11 protein-coding genes are annotated in these 23,233 nt (G+C 55.0%); all 11 read left to right on the forward strand.

Annotated features, from left to right (window positions below; all coding sequences use genetic code 11):
* The first annotated feature begins 60 nt into the window (after window positions 1-60).
* The 11 genes from SynSYN20_RS06975 to SynSYN20_RS07025 are packed head-to-tail and all read left to right on the forward strand — an operon-like array spanning window position 61 to window position 23,202.
* Window positions 61-495: a hypothetical protein gene (locus SynSYN20_RS06975; RefSeq protein ID WP_186525302.1), complete on the forward strand. Its 435-nt coding sequence runs from the start codon at window positions 61-63 to the stop codon at window positions 493-495.
* A gap of 3 nt (window positions 496-498) precedes the next feature.
* On the forward strand, window positions 499-2,715 hold the full coding sequence (locus SynSYN20_RS06980; protein ID WP_186525303.1) for a hypothetical protein: 2,217 nt from the start codon (window positions 499-501) through the stop codon (window positions 2,713-2,715).
* A 37-nt stretch (window positions 2,716-2,752) separates the two neighbouring features.
* Window positions 2,753-5,194: a hypothetical protein gene (locus SynSYN20_RS06985; RefSeq protein WP_186525304.1), complete on the forward strand. Its 2,442-nt coding sequence runs from the start codon at window positions 2,753-2,755 to the stop codon at window positions 5,192-5,194.
* A gap of 45 nt (window positions 5,195-5,239) precedes the next feature.
* Entirely contained in the window at window positions 5,240-5,578 is a 339-nt protein-coding gene (locus SynSYN20_RS06990) for a hypothetical protein (RefSeq protein WP_186525305.1), read from the forward strand.
* 14 nt (window positions 5,579-5,592) lie between these two features.
* Window positions 5,593-6,030, forward strand: coding sequence for a hypothetical protein (locus tag SynSYN20_RS06995; RefSeq protein ID WP_186525306.1), 438 nt, complete (start codon window positions 5,593-5,595; stop codon window positions 6,028-6,030).
* Window positions 6,030-6,311 (forward strand): hypothetical protein, encoded by a 282-nt coding sequence (locus tag SynSYN20_RS07000; protein ID WP_186525307.1) that lies wholly within the window; start codon window positions 6,030-6,032, stop codon window positions 6,309-6,311. Before SynSYN20_RS06995 ends, SynSYN20_RS07000 begins: the two co-directional genes overlap by 1 nt.
* Before the next feature lie 36 nt (window positions 6,312-6,347).
* Window positions 6,348-6,566: a hypothetical protein gene (locus SynSYN20_RS07005; protein WP_222929766.1), complete on the forward strand. Its 219-nt coding sequence runs from the start codon at window positions 6,348-6,350 to the stop codon at window positions 6,564-6,566.
* 3 nt (window positions 6,567-6,569) lie between these two features.
* Window positions 6,570-14,606 (forward strand): hypothetical protein, encoded by an 8,037-nt coding sequence (locus tag SynSYN20_RS07010; RefSeq protein WP_186525308.1) that lies wholly within the window; start codon window positions 6,570-6,572, stop codon window positions 14,604-14,606.
* 36 nt (window positions 14,607-14,642) lie between these two features.
* Window positions 14,643-15,203 (forward strand): hypothetical protein, encoded by a 561-nt coding sequence (locus SynSYN20_RS07015; protein WP_186525769.1) that lies wholly within the window; start codon window positions 14,643-14,645, stop codon window positions 15,201-15,203.
* A gap of 38 nt (window positions 15,204-15,241) precedes the next feature.
* Complete coding sequence (locus SynSYN20_RS07020) at window positions 15,242-20,857, forward strand: LamG domain-containing protein (RefSeq protein ID WP_186525309.1); 5,616 nt, start codon at window positions 15,242-15,244, stop codon at window positions 20,855-20,857.
* A complete protein-coding gene (locus tag SynSYN20_RS07025; protein ID WP_186525310.1) occupies window positions 20,857-23,202 on the forward strand; it encodes a hypothetical protein in 2,346 nt (781 codons plus the stop codon). Before SynSYN20_RS07020 ends, SynSYN20_RS07025 begins: the two co-directional genes overlap by 1 nt.
* Window positions 23,203-23,233: the final 31 nt, after the last annotated feature.

Here is a 23,233-nt window from a genome sequence, read left to right on the forward strand (position 1 = left end):
AGATCTGCGCTCATATATGTATCGCCCGCAGAGCCAAGGGCTCCGGAACCCTGAACCGACGTGATCGACGGTTCTGTGGCCTGTATCCAACACCCTGGCATCACCGTCACATTCACCGACGGAACCACTCTGTACAAGGTTCAGATCGACAAGTTCACTGCTGAGCCCAGGCAATTCGTTGAGGCCGGCCAACTGACATTCAGTACGTCGGGAACTGCAACCCAGTCAGGCAGCAGCCGTGCGAACCGGATGACATGGGCGATCAGCGCCTTCGCAAGCGTCGAGACCTGTTTCAGTCTTGATGAGCTTTATCGCGCCTGGGATGCAGCAAGAGCTTCAGGCCTGACAGCTGTGGTTGCGATCACCGATCAGACCCGCGTCCGAGACCCGATCAATTCCCCCATTACTGCTTCTGCTGTTTTTACTGCTCCTCCTGTCTTCGAGCGCCGTTCAGGTGTCACGGACTTGCTGAGCTTCGGACTGACGGAGATCTGATTCATGGCATGGCTTAACAACACAGCGGTCCGCTGCACGGTCTCCATCAACGGCGCGGACTACAGCGACGAGTTCACCGGCGGTTCTCTGTCGGATTCGAGTGTTGTCCAAGGAGGATTCGTCACGACGGGCGGGAGCCTCACCTTTCAAGACTTACCCGGATTCAGCCGCCTAGAGGACTACGACGACACGAAGTTTGGTCGTGGAGGCATTGTCACGATCGACCTGCAAACCGCAGGTTCTGAGATGCGCCGCCATCCTCGCGGTCACCTTCGCGTGATCACGGCCACCTATTCGCCAGAGACACGTTCGATGACTGTCGAGGTGGGTTGCCTGCTCACATTGCACAACTTGACGAATGACATCACCAACCTGAAATACCTGACGGTCTTCGACTTGCCAAACGAGGCGGGGATGAGCGATCTCAGTGCCGCACTGGCTTCTGAATCGAAGTTCGCATGGCAAAAGAGCGACGGCTCGATACAGCTCTCTTCCTTCTTCGGATCTGACGGACTCGGCTCCAATAAATACCCGGCTAGGTGGGTCAGCGTTCGCGATCAGACGGCCATCGCGTCCCAGCCGCTAGGCGGAGGCAATCCAATCCCAGACCTGATCCGGTGCACCTACACCTGGGCAACTGTCGAGTCAGACGATGGCGGCGGCGGCGATGGACCAGCTGAGGACATCGATGAAACGGTCTCTGTTTATTGGCTGGAGCACCCCGCTCAACTGAAGAAGACTCAAAAAATATGCACCACTGACTTGGCTGGGACTAGGACCTGCCGACAGGTCGAAGTCAATGACGGCAAGAAATCCTTCTCAGTCACTAAGACCAACAATTCAAGGCGTGTCTACGGAGCACTCGGTGCCTCTTTATCTAGCGAGATCTCAATCACGGAGGGGCCTGCTGTTGAGCTCGCTGGCGGATACTTCGGCGAGCTCTATGCGTTCAAGCTTGCTCGAGCTAACTACGTTGCGGCCAACGTTCCCCTCGACGGTCTGAACACGGTCGTCCAAGAGAAGAGAGAGAAGAGCTACGTCTACGGGACCGGTGGCGAAGTACTCAAGACCATTGAGTACACCTACAGGAACTACATCTCGGCGATGACTACGAACGACTGGCGAGCAGGAACGTTCGACACTGGCTCTGAGTACGACCCAGAGAACCCCCCGTCGCAGGGCACTCGTGGATTCTTGACTGACATCCCCTCCGACAAGTTGTACTTATCGCAAAAGGTCACCACTGAGTGGGAGTACTTCGATGACCGCACGATTGAGAAGAAGTCCACCCTCCAATCAAGTGCTCAGTGCAACGGCGTTGGCATCTTCCCAACCCAAGGCGAGCGAATCCTTGAGAACATCGATGCGACCAATAACGGAGTCGAAACTTCGCAGACGCGGACCAGTCGTGGAGGCTTGCTAAATCCTGACCAGCCGCCAAGGAATCCAGGCACAGCTGCGATTTCAACGAAGTCAGAGGTTTATGAGAACGAGTCTGCGAAATACACACCAACGACTGCTGGATCCATCGTCTTGAACACGAGCGTCCCTTACACGAATTTGGGCGACACAGAATCACAAGCAAGGACTAGAGCTGCCGCCTACACCCAAAACCAGCGCCAGTTACTCGAGGGCGACGCTGCTGGCATCAGGGTGGCCGAATCGATGCGCGAGGAAATCTTTGACTACTACCCAGGGATGCCTTTCAGCTTCTTCGACCCCACGCTTGAGAAACTCATCAAGTTGAGGATGAACGCAACGGGGTGGGCTCTTTCGACCAGTCAAGCGATCTTCTCGACCGACGGAGTGTTCATTGGTGTCTCGAATGGCACGGTCACTCTTCCCAGCAACGTTGACGCAGTCAGCGCCAACAACGCTTTCGAGGAAGTGCTCTTCAAGAGGAATCAGACGGAAATCGCTGAGGATGCCTTTGAGGTCGCCGATCAAGCTTGCGACGTTGACCTTGACCTGCTGGCAGCTATCGAAGAGGAGCAGGCAGAACGACTCCTTCCTGACGAGCCCGACCAGATCTTTGAGGCTCTTGTGATTCAGGTTCCTGAATTTGTCGTGACGACAGGAGCACCTGAGCCGGACGAGATCTTCGTTGTCGACATTCAGAACGATGCGCCACCTGCCAACAAGACCTACGGAGTGATCAGCGCAGAAGAGTCCTTCGAGGTCATAACCGCGGACACTTTCGAGGTGACAGTTGCCGACTAGGGACTGGGAACCCTAGCCGTGATGCCAGGCCCCTTGTATGCCCGATTACAACTACCTGGAAGATCTCACCGATGCTGAGCTTGAAGCTCTTCGGGTCGAGGTCGCTTCACGTTGTTCGGTGTGCCAGGTCGAGGTCGAGGATTTACAGGACGCTTTAGACGATGCAAGCCAGGCAGAAGAAAACGCTCAACAGACATACGAAGACACCGTTGAAGCAGTAGTCCAGATTCCAACTGTTGTTGGTGAAACATCTGTTTCTTCGGGTGGCTCTGGTCCAGACGTTGTCGAATTCATTGCCATCGATATCCCTGTCGGCGCTGTGGTCTCCACCGGAAATGGTGACGATGGCATCGGAGTCCTTACGAGCTGGGATGTCCCAGAGGAGTTGCGGCTCAACTTCAACATCTTGGTCTTCGTTTCAGGCGAGAAGGTTGGAGCGAATGCCCAGATCCTTGAAGCGGACTACATCGGCGGCATCCCTGACTTCCAGGACAGCATCCTTGTCTCTGACGATGGTGTGATCATTCCAGATCTGTTTGATCCAGAGGTGGAGCGCAGTCCGGATCAGACTTTCTTTGTTGGAACAGGTCCGAAGGCTTTTGAAGAGGTCTTCACGGTGAGGGTCTTCGCTGAGGTTCCAAACCAAACCTTTGATGTCAGCACATTCGCGAAACCTGCTGATCAGATCTTCAGCGTTGAGAGCATTCGGACTTACGGCATCTCCGTGGCTGAGCCTCCTTTCCTCGTAGAGGTGGGTCCAGAAGTACCCGACCAGATCTTCAGTACCAGGACGAGCGCGACTCCTCCGGACAGGACTTTTGTTGTCAACCGTGGAGCAGAGATTCCCTCGCAGGTTTTCGAAGTACTCACAGGCAACACCTTCGAGGTCTTTACTTCTTTCGCACCTCCGGACAGAACGTTCTACGTGCAACTGGGTCCACCACCTGCCAGAGATCCGGATCAAATCTTCGGCGTCTCAGTCGGAGGCCCCGACGCTCCTCCGATCCCCGATCCTTTCCAGATCTTCGACGTTTCAACGTCATGGGCGACCCCGGACAGAGTTCTCGACATCAAGGTCATCACCAACCGAGTGGTGGATGCCTTCGAGGCTCCCTTCTCCGTCACCGTCGGCCCAGAAGCACCGTCCCAGGTCTTCGAAGTCATCACAAGCGCCATCCCTTACGACCAACTGTTCAGCTTTGAGGTTGGACCTGAGATCCCCACTCAGATCTATGACACTGCTGTCATCCAGGAGTTCGAGGTTGATGCCTACGAGCGCAGGGTCACCTATCAGATCCAGGAATCCAATATCTCTGGCGATGAGAACTACATCGTCAGCGGTGAAGGCCTTGAGTTTGCTGTTGAACCAGAGATCGCTCTGAAGGTTGGTCAGATGGCTCACCTCTACGTGAACACCCCAGGGAATGCCCTTTGGATCAAGGACGTCCAAGAGGCGGGTGCAGGCGAACTCGACCCCTACTTCGTGTCAGTTACAAACCAAGGCACGACCAACAAGCTTGTGAAGGCTCAGTTCTTGCAGAGCGGGACCTTCTACTACCAGTCGGAGTTCAACGCTGAAGCCTTTGGTGTCATCGAGGTGACAGGCGTGTCTTCTGCAGCTCCTGATCAAATCTTTGATGTCTTCGTTGGAGCTGATCCCACGGGGTTCAGCGAATTGTTCGATGTGACCGTCGGCCCGGAATTCCCTGACGAGGTCTTCGTCGTGGACATTCAAAACGAAGCGCCTCCTGTTCACCAGATCTTCGAAAGCACTGTTGGACCTGAGCTTCCTCTCGAGAGCTTCGAAGTTCTCAGCGCAACCGCGCCGCTCTCCTACAACGTGACCAACTCTGGAGCTGGCTCGTACCTGTTCAGCGGGAATGGACTGAGTTTCGCGTCCAATCCCACACTCAATCTCGAGGTGGGGCAAATGCTCGAAATTGCTATCAATGCAGCCGGCCACCCCTTCTACGTCAGCGACAGCAACTCAAGTGGCGTGAAGGACTCCGTCACTCCTTACATCCACGACATCGTCGGTCAGGGGGCTGCTTTAGGAGCGATCCGCGTGATCTTCTCCCAGCCCGGCACGTACTACTACAACTGCGGTTTCCATGCCGCCATGAGTGGAGAGATCGTCGTCACGGGCGTCGGCATGGATCAGAAGATCTACACGGTGTCGCAGGCTCAGGATCGCTACACCCTCTCCGGTGAAGGCTTGCTGAATGAGAGCAACCCGACCATCAGCGTCGGTGTGAGCGAAACCTTGTTCTTGTCTGTGGTGGCACCGGATCAGCCCGTCTACATCAAACGCGCTCCTGGCACTGGCACCGAAGTCCAGAGCCCCGACTTCATGCAGCTCCTTGTGAGACAGGGAACAACTGACGGCCTTATGAAGATGCGCTTCCTGCTTCCCGGCACCTATTACTACGCCAGCTCGAACGACCAGAAGTTCGGGGGAGTGATTGAAGTCACGGCCTAAGGGCGTTCGGAACCCTACGGCCGAACACGCGACGCCCCCCATTCAATGGCTGTCTTTTACATCGACAATGTCGCCCAGGACACCTTGACCATGGTGAAGGGCAACATCTACCGCTTCGACCAGAACAACGGGTCGAATGCTGCAGCACCCTTAAGTCTTTCCGAAACCGAGGACGGCGACAACAACGCTGGCGCCCCATACACCGTGGGCGTGAGCTACTGGTTGAACAATCTTGAGGTGAACAGGACCACTTACCTGTCCGGCTTCGCAGGCGCCACCTCCCGCTTCATCCAGGTCCAAGTCGACCCCTCTGCACCAGCGGTCCTCTATTACTACGCAGTCGGAACACCGACCATGGGCGGCCCGATCAATATCACCACCTAAAGGAGGGCTGAACAATGCCAGTCCCCTCACAGGTATCGGCCGCCGAACTAGCGCGGGTGGCCGAGAAGTCGTACATCAACAACACGTTTCGTGTTGCCTTGGTGGATGCCCCTGGCAGCGACTTCGACGCAACCGACTCACTGTCAACGATCTTGGCGAACGAGGTCACCTCGGGGCTTGGCGGTTACAGCCGCCAGCAAATTGGCTACACCTCAGCTGACCTTGACAGCTACAACAACGGCAGGAGAGCTCTCGCTCGTAAGGCAGCCACCTTCGTTCACAACGGGAATACAGCGGAGACGGTCCGCTTCTCTCACGTCGTGCTGCTGAACCCCACAGAAACCGCTGCAGTTGCAGTCACCAAGCTCTCGGCGCGAGCAACGTTGAGTGATGGGCAGTCCGCGATCTTTTACTTCGACTTAACGCTCTACGGAGTGTTTGTGGTGGAGTAATGGCGAACGAGATACAAGCTGACCTTTTAGGAGCACTGCTCAACTTTCAAGAGTTGGTCAGGACCGAGGAGGTCGTGAGTGCAAAGGAAGCGGCGCTTGATGAACGCAAAAGAACTGATGTGACCGGCCGCTGGTGGGGTTACACCGCCGATGGTTCCGGACTGGTTCTTTACAACGGCCAGCTTTATGAAGCCGAGCTTTTATCCAATACCTGTCGCCCGAAGTACTCACCCGTGAACCTCAGAAGGACACGCCAGGGCAACTTCGTCGATTGGCAATAGTCCGGAACCCTACGCCGACTCAAGCGGACTCGAGCGGTGTCGATCAATAGGCCTGAACTCAAGAACACCATCGGCCATCGGTTCGCGACTGACACCGCCATCGCGTGGCGGACAAAGAACCCAATTACTGCAAGTCCACCAGACAACGTGCCCCTCTTCCCTGGGCAGTTGATCGCGGTCCGCACTGGACCCGCCAGCTGTGACCTTTACGTGGGATCCGACGACCGGTCTCGCTGGTTGAAAGTCGGAGGCTGATCAGTGTCTACCGAAAGAGATCTCCTGAATGACCTCCTAAGGATTCAGGGCGAGATTCGTGCGATGGAACAGGAGGAGTACGAGCTCTCATACGAAGAGCCCGATCCTGGTCAGCGCCATGGAGGAATCGACGGCTCCGATACCTACGAGCAACGAAGCGGACTCAATTACACGGACTCGAGTCCTGCTTCCATCCCGCCCGGAACGCTCATCGTCGAGTCTCCGGCTGACGATCCTGGTGGCTTGATCTTTGCGGATCATCCCCGCCCTCAAAAAAACAAGGACGGCTCCTGGACCGATGCTCCTTGCACGAACGGTGTCAGCTGCGCCGGTTCTGACTTCTGCTACTCGGACTACGAGTGCGACCGCTGCTCTCAGTGCGTCAACTCTCAGTGCGTTGAGATTGACCCCAATCGGCCCTGCAACTCCAACGCAGACTGCCCCTGCGCCCCAAGCGAAGACCAGAGCTACGTCTGCGAGAACACCCAGTGCAAGCTGACCTGCGCTGAGACACCAGACTGCCCGCTAGGCCAGGCCTGCAACCTTGACAGCTTTCTCTGCGAGCCAGGCTGTGAGAGCGATGATGCCTGCGATCCCAGCAGCTCAAACGCGGCTCCTGACGCGAAGTCCAACTCGATCTGCGTGAACTTTGAGTGTGTTCGGCCTTGTGAGCCGGATCTCATCTGCAAGGGTCCAAATGACACCACGACGTGCCCAGAGGGCAGCTACTGCGGCGAACGTGTCGGCAAAGCTCAAGGTGATGGCGATGGCGAGATCTATGCCTGTCTCGATGGCTGCTCTAAGAACGAGCAGTGCCAGCCAGAGATCTTTACCGAGCGATGCGATACCGATGTTGATCCCGATTGCTCAGACAAGAGCTACGCATACGAGACCTTCTGTGTCGACAACTCTTGCGTCAGGCCGTGCAATGGGAACGAAGACTGCCCTACGGACTTCGGCTATGGATGCGTCGCGGGAATCTGTGAGTCCATTGGCTTCATCTGTGTTGGCGATGGCGACTGTGGAGATGGCGAGTACTGCAATGGCGATGGCCGCTGTTCCTCTGGATGCACCGGCGACATCGATTGCCGCAAGGAATGTCCAGCACTATCGGAATGCGTTTCTACCTGTCCGCCGGAGCCCTCATGCTCTTGCCTGACTATCTATGGCGAGGACTCCCTCTGCGATCCGAACGACGATTCTTGGAAGCAATTTTGTGAGCGCGATCCTGCCTGCTTAGGTCGCTGTCCCAGGGATCCAGGTTGTCTTGAGAGCTTCAACCCCAACGCAGTCTGCGACCAAAACACCTGCATCACTCCCTGTCCTTGTGAAGAGGGTTACAAGTGCGAGGAGGTTGAAGGCAGATCCCCTCGCTGCGTTTCGGTGACCTCCCGGTCAACCATCGAGAAGTGTTGGGAATGGACCGAAGAGACAGTCGACGCAGACGGAAATATCGAGATCGTCGAGTTTCGCGAATGCGCTTTTATCAGCCCGAAGCTTGATGAGGATTTCTACGGCTGCGAGTGCGGCGAGCTGTGCACCAAGCAAGGCACGTGTGCCCCTGGTGTCTGTTCGGTGGATTCGGACTGTGAGAGCTGCAGCTATTGCGACGACGGAGTTTGCGTTCCAGGCTGTGATTCAGAGAATCCATGTGCTGCTGGAAAGTGCTGCCAGAACGATGGCAAGTGCCACCTCCTTTGCGGCTCTGACAGTGACTGCCCTGACCCCGAGATGTGTCTGGCCGGCGGCTGTTGTGGCATTGCCTGCGAGCCCATCGTCACCTGCAATCAAAAAAGCGACTGTCCCGAAGGGAGCTATTGCTCAGGGGCTGGCATCTGCGAGGCGGGCTGCCAAGAGCAGAGCGACTGCGAGAACGGTGAGATCTGCTTCCAGTTCGGATGCGAGCAGTCATGCGGCGCTGGTTGTTTAGACGGAACGATCTGCGGTCCTGACGGATTTTGCATCAGTACTCCCAAGCCACCATGCAGTAACGACAACGACTGCACCGATGGCATCTGCCTCGATGGTTCCTGCAATTCGAATGGTTGCCGAACCGATTCAGAGTGTGGCCGCTATGGGATCTGCAGCGGTCAGACATGCACCAACTATTGCTTAGACGATGCTGAGTGCGCGTCTCTCAACACTGAGACCGAAGACTCAAGGTGCCAGCGCGACACAGGATCACAGGAAGAAATCAGGCAAAGATACGAGCGCCTCAAGTGGATGGAGGCGAACGGCCAAAATCCTGATCCACAAGAGCTGCAGCGCTACACGGCTCTGTTCAACAACCTGACAAAAGCTGGCAAATGTGCGCTTCAACCAAGTGGCATTGACAGTCCAGACGGTCGCACTGGATGCGAGTGCTACGAGAATTGCGACGAGCAGGGTCGCTGCAGTCGATCAGTTTGTGCCAACACGGGCGACTGCGAGTGCGGCGACTGCTTAACGGACAACAAATGTGGCTACTGCAGACGAGACCAGGACTGCAAGAACAGTCAGGTCTGCGACATTGCGGAAGGCGAGTCAGATGGAGTTTGCGCCACTCCTTGTATCCCGGCCTCACCCTGTGGCTCCGATGGTGATTGTCCGGCGGACAGCTACTGCCGACCCGACGCGTTCGGTCGAACTGAAGAAGAGGGTGGCGGTGCCCAGTGCACCCAGGGATGCCGGAGCGACGCGAGCTGCCTTCCGGGGCAGAAGTGCTACGACAACCGCTGCCTCCCTACTTGTTCGAGTGGCAGCGATTGCAATACGGACACGGAGCTATGTCTTCGTGGAGTTTGTGTTGAGGTTGGATACTCCTGCCTTTCTGATAGCGACTGTCCTTCCAGTGAGGGCTGGTGCTTAAACGGATATTGCGCGGAGGATATTCGCTGCTCTGGCGACGAGGACTGCTCAAGCTCTGAGGTCTGCAATCCCGCGACCAGCATGTGTGAGCAGGGTGATCGCTGCAGCTCGAGCAGCGATTGCAAGAGAACATGCGAGTCCGATCTTGACTGCGGCAATAAGCAGTGCGAATCAGCTGCCGACTGCACTGAACCTGGTCAGACCTGCAAGCAGTTCGGTTCTGTTGGCATCTGTGTCGGCGGTTCGGACTACGGAGCCTGCTCTTCTGGTCTTTGCATTGGTGGCAGTTCAGACAATCGCTACTGCGACACAAGAGGCGTCTGCCAGCAGGGTGAGGCCTGCAACAGCGACAGCGACTGCAACTTTCCCAAGAGCTGCTACAACGGCGGCTGCCAGTTCAAGCGTCGCTGCAACGGCGACAGCCAGTGCCAGCAGGGAGAGTTCTGTGACGCAGGTTTCTGTGCTGGCGATAACCGCTGCGACGGCGACTATGACTGCGTTGAGGGCTACGCCTGCAACCAGTCAGGACGTTGCTTCAACGACGATCAGCGGGTCACCGCTATTGAGATTGGCTGCGAAGACTGCCAGATCTGCAACCCCACCACTTTCCGCTGCGGGAATGAGGTTTGTCCGGGCGACGGCGACAACGGTGACAACGGCGACGAATGCCTGTCCGATAGCGACTGCGAAGCAGGCAAGTGCGTCTGCGATGGCTCTGGAGAAGATCGCTCATGCCAGTGCATCGAATGCCGCAACGATCAGGACTGCGCGGATGCTTATGGCAGCGGGGACTTGGTTTGCGTTGAAAATGTTTGCGAGACCCCTTGCTACACGGGGCTTTCGACCGGCGACTGTTTCACCGGCCTCTTCTACGGAGACACCTGTGGCAACTGCCCCGACAAGTGCCCAGGAAATGCTGTGTGCACAGAGGTCGACAAGGTCTGCGGTACTTACGAGATCTTCGTAGAAGGCAAGGCCTATACGCGTCCAATCCTTTGCAAAGAGTGCGTCGGCAATTGCCAGGCCGACAGTGACTGTCCTGACGATTCGATCTGCTCCAACTCTGGCGCCACGAGCGGCCAGTGCGTCTCGTTCGATGGAACCTGTGACACCGATCTCGACTGCCAGAGGTTCAACAGCAAGTTCGGCGAGTCCATGTACTGCATGAACAACAAATGCGAAGTGGGTGAGACCTGTATCGGAAGCTCTGACTGTTCAGGACAAGAGCTCTGTGGTGGTGAAGGCTTCTGCAGGAAGGGGGTCTGCCTGGAGGATGAAGACTGCGGTGGCGGGCGCACTTGCGTCTTTGGTGCCTGTGAATTCACCTGCGAGGTGCAAGCCCTTGTCTGTGAGTGCAGTCTCGACCCCTACAGCCCTGGAATTTTGTGCCCAGAGGGATACAACTGCAACTGCGATACCAACCTCTGCAGTCGTGAGGGCTACCCCGGTATCGAGCCGACCATGGACGCGGAGTCTTGCCCAAGTGGCACTTTCTGCGACACGGCAAGAAAAGGCTGCAGGCCATTCATTCAAGGCCAGCTGGAGTGCTTCACCGATGCTGGCTGTTTTGGAGCAAAGACCTGCGAAAAAGGCCTCTGCGTTTCTCGGGATGAATTTGGAGAAGAGGTTCCCGATCCCGATCTGGGCGACAATCGCGACAACGCTAAAGCTGCTGACAACTGCGAGCCTCTCGACAAATGCTGCAACGACGAGGGGTTCTGTGACGACTGCCCCTGTGATGATGAGCACCCTTGCCAGGAAGGCTGCTGTGACCCGGAGTCGGGCTTATGTATCGACTTCAATGAGCACCCTCAAACAGAACTCGGAGCTCCCGAGTCCTGCACTTTTGGAGAGGTCTACTGCGAAGTTTTAGGTCCAGAAGGTGATCCACTCGACGTTGTGGTTCTTGGCAAAGGCAAGGGCTACCAAGGTTGCGAATTCGTCTACGAGGACGAAGATGGCATTCCGCTGAAAGATGGTGAGCGCCGCAAGGTCTGCTGGTCTGGCGCCGATCTCAGCTCGGCGCAGACATACAAGCTGCTCGTTCAGGAATGCAAGGCCGAGCAAGAAGAGGACAAAGAATGCGAGTGCGATGAAGTGCCTCCAGAAGAAGACGAGTGCTTCCGCAATAAAGACTGCGGGAATTGCATGGTCTGCAGGTCTAAGACCTGGCAGAGCACTCCCTGCTGCCCAGTAGCGGATGAGGCTGGTAACGACAGCGTTACGAGAAATCTCTGCCGTGCTGTCAATGGAACTTTTGAAGAAGAAGCGCCTGACGAGGACGAGGAATGTGGTTGCTTGTCCGCTTCTGACTGCGGACCCTGTGAGGCCTGCAACTTCAACGGCTTAAACGGTGAAGAGGGCAGGTGCGTGGCCAAGTGCGAGGAGCTGTGCCCCGATGGAGGCGAACTCAGTACTGGCGGAAAGTGCCCAACCTGCGAGGAGAGGTTCGGTAAGTGCGTCGAGGGAGTTTCAGCCACAGTTAAACCTGCAGGCGTTGATCCAGAAACTGGACAAGCGGTTCCGGCGGTTACGAAAAGCACTTGCCAAGTCAAGGACGCGAACCAGTGCTGCAGTGGTTTCAGTACTCCTGAAGAGGCAGGCAAAAAACGCGACTCTTGCGAGCTAAAAACAGAGACGGATCAGAACGGCAACCTGGAAACCATCGAAGTCCCCTGGTGTATCGACTTCGACGCGGGCATCTGCGCTGGTTGCACAGAAGACAGCCACTGCTCTGGCAATAAGACCTGTAGGGGCTACCAGTGCGTCGTTCAGTGCGGCCAGGAAAATGCTGTTGATCCTGAGGCCGGTGACTGCTCTTGCTGCACCGACGATGGCCAATGCAAAGAGCTCTACGAGAATTGGACAGAATCCCGCGCAAGCGGTGACGAAGGCCAAACCAGACCGTGCTCGTGCACACAGAATGGAATTGATTGTGCTCCTTACCAAGAAGCAGAGTCCTGCTACGCCTGGGTTCGAGTTGATGGCGGGGAAGGTGGAGATGGTGATCAAGCCAAGGCTGATCGCGACAAAAATCTTGAGCAGTTGGATGAGTATGAGAAACAAGAACCCTTGCTTCGCTTCGATCTTGAGGATGCGTTGGCCGCTGTCCCTGATGCTTGCATCAACCAAGACATCGTCGATGGGGAGCTAGTTGACTCTTCACGATGTCAATCAGCAAGAAATAGTGCAGCGCAAGCTGATAAAAATCTACAGGACAACCTCGGATATCAACGCCAGCTTTCGCAACAGTTAAGGAACACGATTTACAGGCCTGCGGAATTCAAACAGGTCAGGAAATGCCAGTGTTGCGTTGATGGCATGTGTCGTCCTGAGGATGAGTGCACCTACGGAACTTGCTACCTCTGCGTCAAGAAACCGTCCAGCTACTTCCGGGCAGCTCTTTACACATCTGTTCTAGAGACTGAAGTCTGTACAGGTTGCACTGACCTGAATGGAAACACCCCTGCTCCTGGCGGCTGCACTATCGGGGAATTGGGCGAGGGATATAGCGGTGGAACGAATTCCGTTTATTTCAGCAGCGAGGAAGGGGACTGTGTGAAATACCGCTGCGAGGATGGCATCTCATGGGTGGATGAGCTTTGCACTGGAACCAATACTTCTTGGTATGACTACTGCTACGGATCAATCATTGGATGTGTCTTCTCCTGCCGTGACAATCCCAGCGGAGGCAACACCAGCTTCTACAACTATTGGAACGGTTGGAAATATGACATCGACTGCTCAGAGGCGGGCACGTATGCCTACAACAAGAACACAGAAGGCGATGGTGCAGATCCAAAGAAAGGCATTCGACTAAGCAAACCTGAGGAGGATAAGTTCAAGACAGCTTGCGCTTATCCGAATCCGACCGGGTGTATCCAAGGTAATTGGCTCGTTAGATACACCTCCCTTGTTCAGATCCATCCCTGTTGCCATGAGGCAATCATCTATCACGAGTGCGATCCGGAGCATCCGAACTGCGCTGCAGGACTAGAGCTCCTGTTTGAAGCTGGCGACAAGACTGGGATCTTGAAGCGTCTGGAGGCTCAGATCAAGGCTCTGGAGAGATATCTTGAAAACCTCGACGAGGTGACGGAGCAACTCAAAGATCTCAAGGATGTTACGGACAGAGATATTGAGCAGCTTGAAAGAGATCTGGAAAATGCAGAGATTGATGATGACAAACTTGAAGATGATTTGATCAATGCGGAGGGCTTTATTCCACAGATTGAGGCCGATATAAAAAATCAAGAGCCCAAGGTTGAGAGTGCTACAGAGAAGCGAGATGAAGAATCAGAACAGCTTGAGGAGAGCAAGGATAAGATTGAAGAGTTGTCGATCGAGAAGGACGAACTAACAGAAGTGCTGACTATTCTCGAAGAAGACTTGGAGAACGCTCAGTCCAACAAAAATAGTTCTAAAGCAGCGGCGGAACGCAAACGGAAGGAACTAATAAAGTTGAAGAATCAGCTAGCTATTCTTGGTCAAACAATTGTTGACTACGGCTGCGAATGTCCAGGCGATTCCGATTGCGGCGAGCTTCCCAATGCTGACAGTCTTGAATGCTTCAATCTCCTGGAGGAACGTGAAGCATTGGAGATTCGGGCTGATGAAGTTGAATCAGAAAAGGATTTTCTAGAAGGTGAACGAGATTCCTATGCGGATGAGGAAGCAGAAATCAAAGTTGAAATAAAGCCGATCAAAGATGAAATCAAGGAGCTCGAAAAGAAAATCAGCATAGAGCAGAGAAACTATCAAGTTTATTACAAGATTCTTGCCGATGCTCAGTACAAGCTTGATGAGGCGATTGCCGAGCTTGGATCCCTCAACAATGAACTCCTATCTACAAATCAAGAGGTCATCCGCCTCACTAAGCTTCTAGAAAGGGACGTGGTCCTCGACGAAGTTGGAGATATCGAGGAACAGATTGCCAAGAAAGAAGAAATCCTTTCCAATATCGAAAACAGCAATCAAGAAATTGCAAACGAGAAGACCGAATCTGAATCAGAACTTTCTGCGAAAGAGTCTGAGTTCGACCGCTTGAAAGATGAGCTCGATGTCCCTGTTGTTCCCGAAGCCTCTGGCCCTCCTGCGGAAGGGAAGACCATGAAGGAGCTCAACGAGGAGTACAAGGAGGTGATTGAGGAAGATAAGAAGAAGGGAGAGGACAAGTGGTATCCAGGGCGCTAGTGGGTCGGAACACTCAGGCGCTTCTGACTCGTTTCCATGCAGACCCCTGATTGGACTCACTTCCGCTCAGCGGACACCGACCCCGCCGGCCCCGCATGTCTGCTTGCGACCAGCTTCAGCTTGAGCGAACTACCTAAGAACTACATCTGGACAATTGGCTATATCGGCCAATGGCTTGGCCCTGAAGAGGCTGAGATCAACGCGCAGGTCAAGTCCTATTCAAGGGAGTACTTGATCCAGAGGGCTGAGGAGCTTGAGTCCAAAAAGAACGAAGCAGTGCAGAAGCAGCAACAGCTAGAAGCATTGCGACAACAGAGAAACAGCGAGCTGGACCGCCTCACCAAAGCGAACCTCGGTTTCAAAGATGAAGATGCCATCAAGCAGAGGGTCGAAGCGGGTCCGTTGAAGATGGCTCGAAGCCTGGTGAAGTCGGCCGCTGACCTGGCGACGGGCGGTGTTACCGATCCAACCGCTCGGATGGAGATCTGCAACACCTGCCCTTTCAAGGGTGACGATCAACGCTGCGGCAAGTGTGGCTGCTTCTTACCTGCCAAGACCAGGGTCAAGAAATCAAGCTGCCCGATCGGCCGTTGGTAGGCGCGGAACCCTAGGCGGATTCTTGGTTCCAGACGGTTGTGGCAAAGCTCGATCAGATACTCCTGAAGACGAGCAACCTGAGCCAGAGGGATCTGATAGATACCCTCGAAGGTAGAGGGAGAGATAGTCGAAATAGAATTGAAAAAGGCGAGACCGTTCTTCGCTATACCGGTGCTGGCAGGCTCGGCCCGGAAGGCGAGACGGTAAACGAGTCCCCTGGTCAAGTCGAATTCTGGACAGTCAACGACAGCGAGGAAGCTGTTCAGATCTACGTGGATTTCGGAGCTGAGATTCCGCCTTGGTCGACCTCCGAGCTGCAAGAAGCCAGCATCGGTCTCCTGAAGGACGTCGACATCCTCGATGGCGCCAGCGGCGGCGAGCTATTGCTGCAAGCTGGCAAGGTTCTCACCTGGGACGGCGCCAAGCTTGTGCTGCGCGATCCACCAGGGGTAGGGGAAGGCGCCAAGATCCTTGAGTCCCTGAACAATGTTGGTGACGTCAACTATGGCTTTTACGCAATATCCCTGAACAAGTTTGGACCTGAGGGTGGCGACATTCTCCTCTACAAGTTCAACAACCTGTCCTCAAAATATGAATGGGCACCGACCAAGTTTGAGATCGATCTGTTCGATGAATTCACGACCCGGAATCGGTTTCTCGTCTTCAACAGGACTGTCCACAAGGGCATCGAGTTTGGGAATCTCACATCTACTGCGACGTCATCTGCGCGTTTCTCGGACGCTGGCGGGGCATCCATGCTCTTCAACCAGTACAGAGGTAGGAATCTCAGCAACCGAATCCATGGCGTCGAAGCCAGTTCTTTCGGTTCCATCAATCTGTCAGTCCGAGACGGTGAAGACATCGTCATCAAACTTGGGGATGGCTATGCAAACAATGAAGGAAAACCTGGCGCTCTTAGATACGAGCGGATCGATGATGTTCCTTTAACTATTACTGACGAGAGATACTTCGCCACGCTCAAGCACGTCAATCAAGCGATACGTGATTCGGACCTTAACTTCCTCAACAACGTCAATGACACTGGGATCATTCAGGGACAGGTTTTGTCCTGGGATGCGATCAGACAGGAATACATCCCAACATCGGGGATCGCTCCAGACCTTTCTCAGGCTTCGATCGAGAGCCTCGAAGACGTCAATGCTCAAGCCAAGGGTCGCGGCAAGCCCCTGACCTGGAACGACACAGATAACACTTGGATCCCTGAGACTTTGAGGTCGAGAGATCTTGAGTGGGACTACAACCCAGAAGGTTTTGGCAATGGGGTTTTCTCAGAAGATGATCCTCTTGGAGAGGGTTATTGCGAAGAATGCAAGGAAGAGACTCTCGGCCAATTCACGGTTGCCAGAAACAAGGCTTATGTCTGCCTGAGAACTAGAGATCTCAATTCCAGTACGGGGAATTTCGAATCCACCTATGACTGGGTCAAGATCCTGGTCGACGGCTACAACCTGACCGAAAATCGCCGTCAATACGCTCCGAACGAGTACAGGCAGGCCTATGGCTTCGAGAAGCGAAGGGATGCCCTTTCTCCGGCTGCCTACGAGGGAACTCTTGGATCGCTAGCCAACGTCAGTACTGCTGACGTTTTCCCAGGTGCTGCTCCTATCTACAACGCCTCGACGTCCTCCTTCGAGATGGGCTTCCCGGCTCTAGACCTGCAGAGCTATTCGGTAGGAGCGCTCGGCGATGTCAATCTCACCGGCGCTGGTGTGGGCTACGGACTGCTGTGGAACGGCGAGCAGTGGTACGCCAGCAGCCTGGACCAGAAAGTACGACTTGATGATCTTCAGGATGTTCAATTTGGATCCTTAGGTGTTACCAACACCAAGATGGTTGCGGCGTTCATGCTTACGGACTCCCCGGCACTTGGCCCTACTTTTGTTTACAACCAAGACGTCTCTACGACCCTCGCTGTTTCGACTCCAAAGGACAGCTACTTCCCAGGTTCCACGGCCTACGCCCGCTGGGGAGAAAATGCTTTTGGTGGTGGTCAAGCTCCTACTCAAGGTGGAACCTATTTCTTCAACTGGAGATCTCAGCCACCGATGTCAGTGGCCGAGATTCTTGACCTCTACATTCGCTGGCCGAAGGACAACTCCTGGCAGACGATCGACGGTGATGGTGTCATCGAGCTGTACTTCTATCCAACGCAGCTCCTCGACACCAGGACACTTTTCCGTCGCGTTTCTCTGCTCCCAGGCACCGGCGGCTACATCCTGCAACTCGATCAGACAGGCGCCTTGCGCTTTGCCGTGTCAGCACCTTCCGGCGAGATTGGCTTCACGATTTCAACGGTTTCCAACTTCATCTCGACTAACAACTGGCACCACGTCGCTCTTGTTAAAGAGGGAGCATCCAACAGGATGTATGTCGACGGGGATCTTGTAGGCGAGGCCCTAAGCACCACCCCTTGGACAGGTGACGACATGTTCGTCATGGGTCGGAACGACCTCGATGACAACAATGTTCTGACGCATCATTTCTTCCGTGGTGTCATGTCTGACCTGAGGGTCACCAAAGGACGCAGCAAATACAGCGGAAACTCTTATTCGCAGCCTGCATCAATCGAAGCTGAGATTATTGACACCACCCCGAATGCTGGCGATTTTCTTAGTTACGACGGCACAAGGTGGACCAATGTTTCTGGCGTTGAGGGCGACATCAGCAACAAGTCGATCAATGAACTTGCAGATGTAGATACCGGCACCAACGACCCAGCACAGGGTGATGCCTTGGTCTGGACTGGCGCAGCCTGGGAGCCTGGCATTCCTGGCATTGGCGCCACGTGGTCGTTGAACGACATGACAGATGTCGAGACCTTCTATCAATCAGGAACTCCTTCGATTCGCTTCTCTCAGGCCGAGAAGCTCAATTTCAGCAATGCCTTCAATGCAAGTGATGACGGGGGCTCGATAAGCCAGGCCCGCCAGGGGAACCAGTCCTTCGGGATTGTGACCCAGTGGAACGACTGCAGTCATGTGTGCGGGTCAGGAAGCCCCTGCGGGAACGACGGCCCGTACGCCAACGGCAGCACTTCTTACATCATGCCCACGAACAAGGGGCAGGTGATCGTCCGAGCTGAGCGGATGACGATCTCCAACGTCTTCCAGGATTGCAAGCTCGTTCCAGACACTTATCACGAGGATGCCCTTCACTACGCCGGTTGCCCCGATCGAGGAGAAAGTGATGGAAATGATCTTCCAGGAACCGTTCCGGAGACCTATATCCCCGCCTGGGGTGTCATCCAGGACCACGTTGACGAGATCCTGCCCTACGGCAAGCTCCGCCAGCTAGGCGATGTCGCGGCGACGCTTCCCACCCTTGGTCAAGCCCTGGCATGGAATGGTGTCGAGTGGGCTCCTACCAGCACGATCGCTGCAGATGTCTCGAATAACGAGCTGAATGATCTGGGCAATGTTGATTGCTTAAGCGCTGTTCTCGACGACTTCCTGGTTTACGACGGTCAGTCCTGGAGGAATACACCCTTCAATGTGCAACTCCGTGATCTCACGGACATGAGCGTTGAACGGTTCTATGTCGACGAACCGTTCAATACAACGAACATGAGGAATCCGCCTCGTGTCATCAACAACGTTGACCAGAACGATCGACTCAGTGATGGGCTCATCTCAAGTGGATACAGAGGGATGCAGTGGGCCGGTGGTGCATCGGTCGCCACTCACGAAAACAAGACCACAACTCTTACCTCGGGCAAACAGACAGGAACCCAGGTGCCGAATTGGACCTGGATCGAGCTGAATTCGTATTTCATACGCTTTGCCGGACATGGCCAGAACTGGGGAAGCCAGGGCTTACTGATCGGTGACAACCTGCTGATCAGGTACGAGAACCAAAACCGCGACCTCAATGACTATGGGCTTTTTGATGTAGCACCTAAAGGCGTTCTAGTCGATTACATCGACCTTGGACTAGCGAACCTTGACTTGTCACCAAATACGCTCGAGCAGCTCGGAAACGTCGATACCGCTGGAAAGGCTCCGGGCTATGCCCTTGTCTGGGATGGCACCAATTGGTCAGCTTCTCAAGGGGTAGCTGTTGACGTCAGCCTTACTTCTGTTGGCGAACTTCGTGACGTCACCAAGACTGAGAATTCAGATCTAAGTACAAACGATGGGGTTCTGAGTTTTGATGTCGGCGAATTGCGCACGAATGCACCGCAAGAAAACCTTGGCGGCATCGAACTCACCAATGAGAACCGGACAGCACGGATCGGATGGTCTGGAGTCTGGGGCGGTTCTCCGATCATGGCCAACTCGGCCTATTCCTTGCTTCCTTCTTTTGTCCGCGTCCAAGAGCTGGAAATCCAGGTTCAAGCAGCTGGTGGTCTCCGTTACACCACCTCTCCTGGCTTAACCGACTCGACCATCCCTGCTTGGTCTCAGGTCAAGCAACAGATTGCAAGACAGGCGGCGGACTACACGGCGCTGTTCTTTATGGATGGCAACAGCTTCACTGAACGGAACTACGGCTGGCCGCTGGATGTTCAAGTCACGTCGCAGCCCAATCCGCAGTACTTCTCACCATTTGCTGATCAGTACTCATACAACCTGCGAAAAATCAACCAGGACAAGATCACGTGGTCCACTGATGATGGCGCTCCTTTCCTTTGGAACACCGACACGCTTTGGTCAATGGAGATGTGGGTTTTCATCTCCGCGTCAGATGCCAGCGATGGGAAGCTTGAGTACATCCTGGCGCCGAAAGATAGAGGCTCGGGGCAATCCAAAGGGCTTCATATCGGCCTCTGCGGGGATCAACGAAACCTCTTTTTCTTCACTCTTGACACTGCAAGCAATGAAAGTAACAGGCCCGCTAGCGGCTCTTTAACTGCTGAGGGCAACTTCGACGCTTGGAACCACGTTTATGTCGCGCACGAAGGTTCGGGCCGTCATCGCTTCTATCTCAACGGCCAGCTTGTCAATACGATTCAGCGAAACAGTGCCTTCACGATGCCTGGAGGCCTGGCTTTTGGTGGCCAGGAAAATTCCAATGGTCAAAACGCTAACGGCTATCTAAGCGCCGCTTTAGATGACATTCGATTCACCAAGGGCTGGCTTCCTTACGCCACTGACACAAGCAATGTCCCGGTCCCTGTTGAACCGCTTCCCCCTGGTGCATGGAAAGCGGTCTTCGGCTCTCTTGACGCCTTGGAGGATGTCCAGTCCTCGGGGGCTTACGAGCCGTCCAACGGTCAGGTCCTGCAGTGGAACAACGTCGCTAAGGCTTGGAGGCCTGGACCTCTTGAAGCTGTCGCCTACGACGTCAGCTCCAACTCACTCACCGACCTCGTAGACGTCGACACCACCAACTCGGTGCCCGACCAGGATGACGTTCTGCGCTGGGATGCTGCTCAAGCTGCCTGGCGTCGAAGCAAGGTCGATGGAAACGGAGGCATCACTCCCTTGGTGCAGCGAACTGCAACTCCTGGAGTTATCCCCAACCCTTCGATACTGAAGGCGGGTGAGCTGTTCTTGAACATGGCTGACCAAGTTCTCTACGCCCTGGACTCAGCTGGAGAGGCCTTCGCTTTTGCGACTGGTCAACTCGATGAGGACGGAATCCTCAGCGCAGTTGACACCACGTACGACCGCGTGGTCGGAGGAACCTTCTGATGGCAGATCTAAACGCAAGAATCCTGCCCCTCCGTACAGAAGTACAGGGACGAGAACCTGACGACTTGACGATGGTGGGACTGGGGCAGGACCCCATCGATGTGGGCGAGCTGGTCCTCAACCTCGAGGATCGCAAGATCTTTTCCAAGAAATCCGACGGCACGATCGTCACCCTTGGATCTGGCTCGTTGGATTCCAATGACCTCCTTCCTGGTGAGCTCCTAGGCCAGGCGCTCGTATGGAACGGCGTGGATTGGGTGAATGGCCCGGTGCTCGGCGGACTGCCTCCGGCTGCTGTTGGAGGTGATCCCACCACCACCTTCCTCACCAACATGGAGGGCAATGGCAACAACACTGCTGGAGCGAAAGAAGCGCTCACCTATGTCGGAGACTCTGCCTTCGATTCCAAGACACTGTTCGGCACCGGGAGCGTCTTCAATCCAGGCACCGGATCTTGGGTGAATTGGGAAAGAAGTCAGGCCTACAAGCTGGACCAGAACGAATGGACTCTCGAGTTTTGGTTCTCGTCGGATGGCGTCCTGGTCGATGATGGCGAATGGATCCTGAGCGCATCCGCTGGCGACAGTGGTGACTATGGATGGAGGGAAGAGAATGGCAATTACTGGAGCACCAAGGTTGGAGCCAGGCAGGCCACATTCAGCTATTGGTCAGGCTCAGAACAGCAGAACATCGTCTGGAATTACGTCCCGCTCGACTACAGCCGCAAGTGGATCAACGTTGTATTTCAAGCAAGCGGCAGTGGCCTGTCCCTTTGGTTGGATGGCGTCTTCTTTGGGTCCAAGTCGTATGTCAAGAGTGCCGACCCCACAGGATTGCTCCCTCGGCTGACCTTTGGCAGCTTCGAGGAGAGCACTGAAGGCAACCCTGTCTTCGAGGGGTGGCTTGGTGGTGCACGGATCATTCAAGGGCGGACCCAATACGCGCCATTGGTTGACCACGAGGTCATAGCTGAGCCCTTCGGGTCGACGGGTGACCTCGGATTCAACCTGCAAAAACTCGAGGATGTCTCGATCAACAGGTTGGAGTTAAAGGACGGCCAGGCCTTGGTCTACGACTCCTCGTCCAACACCTTCGCCAATCGTTTTGCTCGCATCCAAGATTCCGGAGACTTCCAGCTGAGCGAGTCGTTGCCGACTGTCGCCAGGTGGGATCAAGGGAGTGAATCAAACCCTGGCCAGTACTCAGTTGACGGTGAGACATGGCTACTCAACGTCGTCGATAGCGCGACGAACGATCAGACCTTGCTTATCGAGGAGGCGAGCACATCAGGGATTCTCTTTTGGTCTGCAGATGGAATCTCTTGGAATGAGACCCCATACAGCGGCTTGTTTTTGGGTGCACTTCTTGTCCGAATTGACTTTGCAACCGCTCCGCTTCCTGGTCCGAGCTTATTTCTGGCATTCGATACTCCAGGAGCTGAGGTCTCGTATCCGCTAAGAGAAGGAGACACTCTCAAGTGGGACGGTGCGAAGCAGGCTTTCCGGCCAATCCCGCTCAGTTCGCTCGGCATCAATGTCAACGACCTGGTCGATGTCAACACACTGACCAATCCACCGACTCAAGGACAAGCCTTGGTTTGGGATGCAATCGCTGGGACATGGAAGCCAGGAGACGTCGCGACCGACGTCAGTGGAATCGTTCTGGAGGAGTTGGCTGACACAGCCTTCACGGGCCTGACAACTGGCCAGATCATTCGATACGACGGATCCAACTGGATCAACGAGACCCTGGACTACAGCCTGGTTCGAAACGCACCAACGATCCCCACCACGATCTCCACGCTCGACGACACAGATTTTTCTGATGCACCAACTGTCGGTCAGGTTCTTGTCTGGAATGGAAGCAAATGGACTCCAGCGGATCCAACGGGCGGTGGCGGCGGTGGATCTACGACAGCAGGAGCTATCACCGAACGTGCAGACATCACGGTTGGAGCCAGTCTTGACTCGAACAGCAGTGCGAATCTTGATTTCAATGGGCTAGGAGAAGCTGGCTCCTTCGTGCAAGTCACTACAAGTTCGGCGGCTTGGGTGCGGTTCTATCCGACCAGTCAGGATCGATTGAGTGACATAACCAGAGACGAGGACACTGATCCTTTGCCGGGGTCTGGGGTGCTTCTTGAGATCCGAACGAAGCAACCTGGACAGGTCGTCAAGATCACTCCCGCTGCGCTGTACTACAACAACGATCTTCTCCCCGAGCAGAAGCTTTACGCCAGGGTCACCAATCGCAGTGGCGAAACAGCTCTCGTCAACGTGACAGTCAGGGCCTTCACTCAGACAGACACCCAGGCAATCTCCGGCGGGACCTTCGGCTCTGGCTAGCCGGAAGCCTAGCGGCGTCTGACGCCCAGCC

The organism is Synechococcus sp. SYN20 (genome assembly GCF_014279555.1).
Classification (GTDB): Bacteria; Cyanobacteriota; Cyanobacteriia; order PCC-6307; family Cyanobiaceae; genus Synechococcus_C.

What these genes read in the sequence shown, in the direction of transcription:
- SynSYN20_RS06980 (WP_186525303.1), top strand. Translation starts at nt 499, where the DNA reads ATGGCATGGCTTAACAACACAGCGGTCCGCTGCACGGTCTCCATCAAC.
- SynSYN20_RS06985 (WP_186525304.1), top strand. Translation starts at nt 2,753, where the DNA reads ATGCCCGATTACAACTACCTGGAAGATCTCACCGATGCTGAGCTTGAA.
- SynSYN20_RS06990 (WP_186525305.1), top strand. Translation starts at nt 5,240, where the DNA reads ATGGCTGTCTTTTACATCGACAATGTCGCCCAGGACACCTTGACCATG.
- SynSYN20_RS06995 (WP_186525306.1), top strand. Translation starts at nt 5,593, where the DNA reads ATGCCAGTCCCCTCACAGGTATCGGCCGCCGAACTAGCGCGGGTGGCC.
- SynSYN20_RS07000 (WP_186525307.1), top strand. Translation starts at nt 6,030, where the DNA reads ATGGCGAACGAGATACAAGCTGACCTTTTAGGAGCACTGCTCAACTTT.
- SynSYN20_RS07015 (WP_186525769.1), top strand. Translation starts at nt 14,643, where the DNA reads ATGCAGACCCCTGATTGGACTCACTTCCGCTCAGCGGACACCGACCCC.
- SynSYN20_RS07025 (WP_186525310.1), top strand. Translation starts at nt 20,857, where the DNA reads ATGGCAGATCTAAACGCAAGAATCCTGCCCCTCCGTACAGAAGTACAG.